Annotated in this window: 7 protein-coding genes; 6 read left to right on the top strand and 1 reads right to left on the bottom strand. The window is 55.4% G+C overall.

Annotated features, from left to right (window positions below; all coding sequences use genetic code 11):
* The 6 genes from QGH30_09680 to QGH30_09655 form a co-directional block, all read left to right on the top strand.
* The coding region (locus tag QGH30_09680) for an SLBB domain-containing protein (protein MDP7022602.1) at nt 1-1029 on the top strand (1029 nt) is incomplete at its 5' end.
* A 74-nt stretch (nt 1030-1103) separates the two neighbouring features.
* Complete coding sequence (locus QGH30_09675; protein MDP7022601.1) at nt 1104-1928, top strand: hypothetical protein; 825 nt, start codon at nt 1104-1106, stop codon at nt 1926-1928.
* A gap of 95 nt (nt 1929-2023) precedes the next feature.
* Nucleotides 2024-3127, top strand: coding sequence for an O-antigen ligase family protein (locus QGH30_09670; GenBank protein ID MDP7022600.1), 1104 nt, complete (start codon nt 2024-2026; stop codon nt 3125-3127).
* Entirely contained in the window at nt 3114-4337 is a 1224-nt protein-coding gene (locus QGH30_09665; GenBank protein MDP7022599.1) for an oligosaccharide flippase family protein, read from the top strand. Before QGH30_09670 ends, QGH30_09665 begins: the two co-directional genes overlap by 14 nt.
* Nucleotides 4334-5545, top strand: coding sequence for a glycosyltransferase (locus QGH30_09660; GenBank protein ID MDP7022598.1), 1212 nt, complete (start codon nt 4334-4336; stop codon nt 5543-5545). The genes QGH30_09665 and QGH30_09660 overlap by 4 nt, the downstream gene beginning before the upstream one ends.
* Nucleotides 5542-6258 (top strand): WecB/TagA/CpsF family glycosyltransferase, encoded by a 717-nt coding sequence (locus tag QGH30_09655; GenBank protein ID MDP7022597.1) that lies wholly within the window; start codon nt 5542-5544, stop codon nt 6256-6258. Before QGH30_09660 ends, QGH30_09655 begins: the two co-directional genes overlap by 4 nt.
* Nucleotides 6259-6261: 3 nt before the next feature.
* On the opposite strand, the gene QGH30_09650 is transcribed toward QGH30_09655, so the two are convergent.
* Nucleotides 6262-6728, bottom strand: a 467-nt coding sequence (locus QGH30_09650; GenBank protein MDP7022596.1) for a hypothetical protein, incomplete at its 5' end; no start/stop codon positions are given.

Here is a 6728-nt window from a genome sequence, read left to right as displayed (position 1 = left end):
TTTGTGCGCCGGAAGGAAGTTGAGATCCTGGGCGAGGTTCACTCGCCGGGAGTTTTCCCCTACTTTGATGGGATGCGGGTCAGCGACCTTCTCTATTCCGGCGGCAATCTCACCGAGGAGGCCTACCTGAAGTCCGCAGAACTCACCCGTTTTTCTGTGGTCGATGGAACATGGCGTGAACTGGAGCGACTGGAGATCTCCCTGGATGACATTCTCGCTGGAAACAGCGATGCGGATCTGGCTCTGCAGGCTCATGACAACCTTCTGGTTCGACGCCTTTCCAACTGGAGGGGAGCGGAGAGGGTGCGAGTCACCGGAGAGCTGACCTTCCCGGGACTCTATCCCATCGAGGAGGGCGAACGCCTCTCCGACCTTCTTGAGCGTGCGGGTGGCTTCCTTCCGGATGCCTATCTTTCTGCGGCAGTCTTTACCCGCGAAAGCGTGCGAGAGATCCAGCAGGAACAGCTAGAGCGCATGAGTGAGCGTCTGGAGAAAGACCTGGCCCGCTACGGGCTCAGCACAAAGAGTCTTGACTCAGAGAAAGATGTCAGATTGAAAGAAGTCGCACTGGCCGGAAAGCAACTTGCTGAGGAGTTGCGGGAAACCCGGGCTTCCGGGAGGCTGGTGATACGTCTTGAGGATGTAGAGGAACTTCAGGGCAGTGAGTTCGACCTTCTCTTGCAGAATGGTGACCACCTTCATGTTCCCAAGCGCAATGAGTTTGTGCTGGTTCTCGGAGAGGTGAACAATCCTGCCACTTTCCGCTTTCGTTCCAACTGGAGCAGAAAAGACTACATCCGGCAGGCGGGGGGGACTACACGATTTGCCGACAAGAGGAATATCTACGTGATTCGAGCAGATGGCTCTGTGGCCCCCTCAAGGTACGATCTTAGTTTTGGAGATGTGATTGTGGTTCCAGAAAATGTGGAGCGTTTTTCAGGGTATGAACTTGCCCTCAGTACCAGCCAGATCCTCTATCATTTGAGTATGGTAACTGCTACGATCAGTTCCATCGGCTTGTTCCAGTAGGGAAGTCGTTCCAAACGGAGATTGAAATGAAAACTGAACAGAGCCGACAAGCAATCCGATTTCAGGATTTGATCATGGCAACTTGGAGACAGAGGGTTTTCTTCCTGACTTGGACTCTTGTGCTCTGTGTTCTGGCAACCATCATTGCCCTTATGCTCCCGAACACGTACCGCTCGGAGGCTGTATTGGCTCCACTTCTCGAGCGTTCCGAGGAATCTGCGATTTCCAAACCACTCTCTGCCCTGCAGGGAGTGGCGGCCCTTGTAGGGTTTTCTCCGCGTAGTTACACGGAGATTCAGGAGAAAGTAGCCTACTTGCAGTCTCGCGCACTGATTCAAAGAGTCCTGGAAAGGAATCCCGATGTCATGCCGGGCCTGTTTCCAAAGGAATGGGATCTTGCAGAGGGCCGGTGGAAGAAAAGCGACCCGAAGAAGCAGCCGGGACTCTGGGATGCCTTTCGTCACTTCGATGAAAACTACCAGGTTGGAATGGACAAACAGACCGGTCTCCTGCATGTCTGGTTTCAGTCTCGAAACCCGGAATTCTGCAAAAAGCTGCTGGAAGTAGTGATCAATGAGGCCAATGGCGGTCTTCGCGAGGATGCAGTGAAGCAGTCCCGCAACTTCATGGGCTATCTCGATGAGAAGAGCTCCGAGACACTGGTGGCGGAGGCCCAGCAGCTTCTCCTGACCATGATGGCCTCGGAACTGCGCCGCAGTATGCTCGCCGAGTGTACCGAGGACTTCGCTTTCAAGGTCATTGATCCCCCGATGGTTCCCGATGAACATGTGAAGCCACGAAGAAGCCTTCTTTTGATTGCATGGGGATTTTTGGCTGCCACAAGTGGTTCGCTCCTTTCACTCTATCGCGATCAGGGCCTGAACCCGCTGAAGACCTGAACGGAGCGATGATGCTGCGTCGATCGCTTCTCCCTATCTACTTTTTTGGGATCCCTGCTGTGATTGCTACGGTTTGGTCATCCTGGAGAACCCCGATGACGATTGTCCCTGTGCTTCTCTCGTGGGGAACACTCCTTCTGATTCTGGCGAATGAATACTGGATTCCGGGGAAGCAACTGCCTTCCCTTTTGCGACCCTGGAATCTTGGTAGAACTCTCTTCCTCTGGTTCATTCTGGCGGGTCCCGCCTCCATGGTTCTCGGCTCCACTTCTCCTTCAAACTTCGGCTTCTGGGTACTCCTGATCCTGACGATGATACTCTCCTGGATTGTCGGAGCGATGAATGCAGGGAACCCGGCCGGGCTTCTTCGCCATGTGGCCTGGATCTGGCTTGCCTATCTCGCCTGGTACTTCACTCTCGGTGCTCAGTATCTGGATAGTCACCCTTATGAGAGAAACGGTTTGTTTGCTGTGGGAATCGGGGCAGGCTTGGCCGCCTCCTGGGGATTTCGTGGTTTCTGGAGCAGGGCCTCCCTGCTGTCCGCCGGAATGTTCCTGACATTTCTTACGGAACAGAGAACCGGGCTCATTGCTTCCTTTCTCTGCGTTCTCTGGGTTCTCTGCTGGATTGCATTGTCACGCCTGAGAGCCTGGAGAGGAATGGCCATTCCCTTTCTCGTTCCGCTACTGATTCTTCTCGCCCTGCTCTGGCAACCAATCTGGAGCATGATCAACGATTTTCTGCTTCTGGATGACCCCGTTCGGGGTGTCGGGACGGGATTTACGGGTCGAGCGAGAATCTGGGCACTGGCCCTGGTCCACTTTCTACAGAGCCCCTGGTTCGGGCACGGGCCACTGTCCAATGACTATATCCTTTACGATGTGATTATGGGGCAGCGAACCGCGCACAACGGGATTCTTGCACTTCTGGTAGACTACGGTGTTTTTGGGGCACTCCCGGCACTCCTCCTCTTTCTTCTTGCCCTGAAAAGAGGGGTGACTGCATTCCTGGCTTCGGGGGAAGTGGCCTGGCTAGGATGGACTTCTGTTATCGTCTTTATTCTTGTCTATTCGCTGGGCGAGAAGTACTGGTTCCATATCGGCAATCAGACCAACCTTCTTGGTCTTGTAGCCCTTGGGCTGATTTTCGAAGGGGCGAGATTCGCAGGAAAACAGGAAGGGCGCCATGAACAGGACTGAGTTCCAGTCTGCATTGCTCATGGCCATGGGCACGGTGGGCCTCTATCTGGCAAACCTGATCTTCGCGAAAACCCTCAGCCCAGAGGCATATGGGTATTTTGGACTGATACTGGTTCTCCCGGCACTGGCCTACTCCTTTGGTCTGCTGGGAACCGAACAGGTTCTTCTCCGGCACGGACATCCGGACGGGGAGCTTGTATCTTTCCCGGCGGGACTTCGGCGCGCAGAGATCCAGTCCGGGCTGCTGAGTTCAGCTCTTCTCGCTCTCTTCTTTGCCTGGAAGTACCCAGTTCCTCAGTGGGGTATTCTCAATTCCCTGCTGGCTTATTCCCTTCTTGCGGCTTCCTCAGCGTGGCTCTTGCACCAGGTTTCCGTCCTCAGGCTTGCCCGCCGGTATGATTCTGCCCAATGGGCTTCCCAGTCCTGGAGAATACTCCTCCCTTTCGCCGGGCTATTGATGGCATGGAGAAACTGGACGTCTCCCCCTCACATTGTACTTGCAGTCCTTGTTTCCCTGCTCGTTTCTCTTTTCCTGTCCCGCTTGCTTACCCGGCTTTCCGGTTTGGGTATTGAGTTGAAGCGTGAAGCTGTCCCGTTTGCAGGTATCTGGAAGGAGTCCTTCTATTTCTCCAGTTCTCTCCTGTCTCTCAGCCTGCTTGCCCAGATGGATCGGCTGATTCTTGCAAGAACCCTTGGAGTGGAGAGCGCGGGTGTCTACATCTTCCTGTTCGTTGTTGCCTCCGGGCCCTTTTCCCTGATCCAGTCCTATATGGGCTTTACGCTTCTTCCGAAGCTGAGACACCGCCTTGCAGGGGAATCCCGGAACTCGATTCTCCAACGCGCCTCTCTTGAAGCCGGGCTTCTCGCTGTTCTTGCTACGGCATGCTCCCTTGTTCTATATCTCTATCTGGTCAAGCGGAGCTATGATATGGTCTATCATAGAGATTCGCTATTTGCGCTACTTCTTGGGTTGGGCTGGGTGAGAGCCTTCTACGGAGTTCTTTCCGCCCGATTGAGCGCAAGTGCCAGCACAAAGGATCTTTCCTCTGCTGCTGTCTATGGCTGGGTGCTGTCCCTGGTCGCCCTTCTTGCGGCAGTTCTCTGGGGCGGAAAGAGCCTTCTGGCTATGGCCACTCTTGTCCCCATTGCCTGGCTGATTCGCACCTTCGCCTGGTGGCGTCTTGCGCGTCGAGCAGAGGAGTCTGCATGAAGGTTCTCCACATTCTGTATCAGAGTCTTCCCAATGTAAAGGGTGCGAGCATTCGAAGCAGGAACATACTGCGAGCCCAGTCGGATTTGGGGGTTGAAGTCTGTGTCATCTCTTCTCCGTTTCAGGAGCCTGCGGGTGATCTGGATCCTCAGGGGGGGGAGACGATTGAGGGAATCAAATACTACCGAAGCTGGAACCACCGCCCTGAACAGGCTGTGAGCGCAGGGGGCAGCGGGTGGCTCGGAAGGTTGAAGAAACTGCTTTCCTGGCCAGCCTTTGTTCGCAGGCTGGAAGAGACGGCGAGGCTGGAAGAGGTGGATTTGCTTCATGCTCACGGGATGTTCTATGTGGGAATGGCCGCAAGAAGGGTTGCAAGAAAGCTGGGGATTCCCTGGGTTTATGAGGTTCGCTCAGTCTGGGAAGACAATGCAGTTCTCCACGGGGTTTATGGCAAGGTGTCTCCCTTTCTCTTTGCAATTCGAGCCCTTGAAAGGTCGGTATGCAGATCTGCCCCTGCAGTTACCACGATCTGCGAAGGGCTTCGACAGGATCTGCTTCAACGAGGCGTGGATCCTGAGAGAATCACCCTTGCCCCCAACGCCGTACACCCGGAAGCGGGCAGCGGTCAGGCAAACTCACCGGACTGCTTTACGATAGGTTATCTGGGGGGACTGTCCAGGACCGAGGGATTGCACACGATTCTCGAGGCGGCTGCGATTCTGCGAAAGGAAGTGCGGAACCTCAGGATCCTCCTCGTGGGAGCGGGAGCCGAGTCCGGGAAGCTTGCCTTGCTGGCGGCAAAACTCGGAGTGGACGACCTGCTGGAAATGCCCGGAAGCGTTCCCCCCGAAGAGGCGGGAGTCTGGTACTCCCGCTTTGACCTCTTTCTTGTTCCCAGAGTGAAGAGCCGCGTGACAGAGATGGTCACTCCGCTCAAGCCTCTGGAAGCAATGAACCACTCCTGTCTTGTGGCAGTGAGTCGTGTTGGAGGACTTCTGGAATTGGTAGAAGAAGGGAAGACGGGGCTGGTGTTTGAGCCGGAGGATGCAGGATCTCTGGCGGAACTCGCTTTGGATGTAGCTCGAAATCCGAAGAATTACGAGGAGATTCGAAGTGCCGGAACGGAGTGGGTGAGAAGTCATCGAAGTTGGCAGTCCGTCGCTGAAGTGAACAAGGCACTCTATCAGGAACTTCTGGAGCCTCAATGAGCAAGAAAGTAATAGTCGGGGGATTCACGGTTCGCTCTTTCCGGGGGCTGGATGAGGCCTCCCGCACCCTCATCTCGGGGGGCTTTCGCTTCGCTCTCGCAGTGAATCCAGAAAAAGTGATGATGGCAAGGCGGCAGGCTCGATTAGCCTCTTTGCTGGCCAAGGCAGACTTCTGCTACCCGGATGGGGTGGGAGTTGTTTGGGCCATGAAGAAGAAGGGCTTGTTCGGAAGCAGGCGGATTCCCGGTGCTGAGCTTTGGTTGGAAGTACTTCGATGCTGTGAGGAAAGAGGAGAGTCCGCCTATTTTCTGGGCGCCCGTCGCGAAGTGCTGGACTCGGCGCTGTCGAAACTCGCAGAGGAGTTCCCGAAGCTGCATCTTGCAGGTTCTCGCGATGGCTTCTTCCGGGAGAAGGACGAAGCCACGATCATGCGGGAGATTACCGACAGCTCCGCCCGCTTCGTCTGCGTTGCTCTTGGCTCTCCGAAACAGGAACTCTTCATTGAAAAAGCAATAAAGGAGTGCCCCGGGGTCTTGTTCATGGGCCTGGGGGGGAGTTTCGATGTCTATACTGGGTCAGTTCGCAGGGCCCCGGCGCTTTTCAGAACTATGGGGCTGGAGTGGTTCTATCGCCTTCTCAGGCAACCAGGCCGCATCTTTCGGCAGGCAGTTTTGCTGAAGTTCGTCTGGCTTGTGATCCGGGGAAAACTCTAGGAGCTAGCTCCCTCCACCACTCCTGGCGGCTTTCTTGCGCAACTCAGCTTGTCTGATGACAGGCTTCTCAGATTCGATGTCCAGAACCTTCGACTGCTCGATCAGTCGGGTACGCATCAACTGTATCCCCGCACCCAAGACCATCGTCAGCGGTATCAGGAACAGTGCACTTGCCCAGAGGCTCACCTGGGTCGGCAATACCACAAAGAAGATCATCAGACCGGCCACGCCGTGCAGCGCTGCCAGAGTCCAGTTTCTTCCCAGGCCAGCACGAAGAAGCCGGTGGTGGAAGTGATGCTTGTCTGCCTTGAAGATGCTTCTCTGGCGGCTGCTGCGTCGCAGAATCGAGGTGAAGACATCGGCGATTCCGACTGAGTAGGCCGCCAGGGGAATCGCAAGAGCCTCCCAGTGAAGCCCGGCAGTCATTCCCTTTCTGCTGACCAGAATTCCTAGAATCCCGACAAGCAAGC

The organism is Candidatus Krumholzibacteriia bacterium, from assembly GCA_030748535.1.
GTDB lineage: Bacteria > Krumholzibacteriota > Krumholzibacteriia > JACNKJ01 > JACNKJ01 > JASMLU01.
The sequence above is the reverse complement of the archived record's forward strand: the minus strand, read 5'-3'. Positions and strand labels throughout refer to the sequence as shown.

What these genes read in the sequence shown, in the direction of transcription:
- QGH30_09675 (MDP7022601.1), top strand. Translation starts at nt 1,104, where the DNA reads ATGGCAACTTGGAGACAGAGGGTTTTCTTCCTGACTTGGACTCTTGTG.
- QGH30_09670 (MDP7022600.1), top strand. Translation starts at nt 2,024, where the DNA reads ATGACGATTGTCCCTGTGCTTCTCTCGTGGGGAACACTCCTTCTGATT.
- QGH30_09665 (MDP7022599.1), top strand. Translation starts at nt 3,114, where the DNA reads ATGAACAGGACTGAGTTCCAGTCTGCATTGCTCATGGCCATGGGCACG.
- QGH30_09660 (MDP7022598.1), top strand. Translation starts at nt 4,334, where the DNA reads ATGAAGGTTCTCCACATTCTGTATCAGAGTCTTCCCAATGTAAAGGGT.
- QGH30_09655 (MDP7022597.1), top strand. Translation starts at nt 5,542, where the DNA reads ATGAGCAAGAAAGTAATAGTCGGGGGATTCACGGTTCGCTCTTTCCGG.